The following is a 466-nucleotide window of genomic DNA, read 5'->3' as shown; positions in this document are numbered from 1 at the left end:
GCACGTCCACGCGCTGCACGCCCGGCGGCGTGGCCAGCTGTACCGGGCCTGCGACCAGTGTCACGTCCGCGCCTTGGCGGGCGGCCGCGGCGGCGAGAGCGAAGCCCATCTTGCCGCTGCTGCGGTTGCCGACGTAGCGCACCGGGTCCAGGTCCTCATAGGTGGGGCCGGCGCTGATGACCAGGCGCAGGCCGCGCAGGCGCGCATCGGCCTGGACTGGCGCCGGTGCAGCACCCTCGGCCAATGCGGCGACCAGTTCGTGCGGCTCGACCAGGCGGCCGGGGCCGGATTCGCCCTCGGCCAACGGGCCATCGGCCGGCCCGACCACGCGCACATCGCGCGCACGCAGGGTGGCGACATTGGCCTGCGTCGCCGGATGCAGCCACATGCGGTGGTTCATCGCCGGGGCCACCGTGACCGGCGCGGTGGTCGCCAGGCACAGGGTGGTAACCAGGTCATCGGCCAG

Annotated in this window: 1 protein-coding gene; it reads right to left on the bottom strand. The window is 74.2% G+C overall.

Annotated features, from left to right (window positions below; all coding sequences use genetic code 11):
- Positions 1 to 466: phosphopantothenoylcysteine decarboxylase (locus CWM66_RS28445; protein WP_304598309.1), on the bottom strand; the 466-nt coding region annotated here is incomplete at both ends.

Source organism: Kosakonia sp. H7A, assembly GCF_003028445.1.
GTDB classification, from domain to species: Bacteria; Pseudomonadota; Gammaproteobacteria; order Enterobacterales; family Enterobacteriaceae; genus Kosakonia; species Kosakonia radicincitans.
The sequence above is the reverse complement of the archived record's forward strand: the minus strand, read 5'-3'. Positions and strand labels throughout refer to the sequence as shown.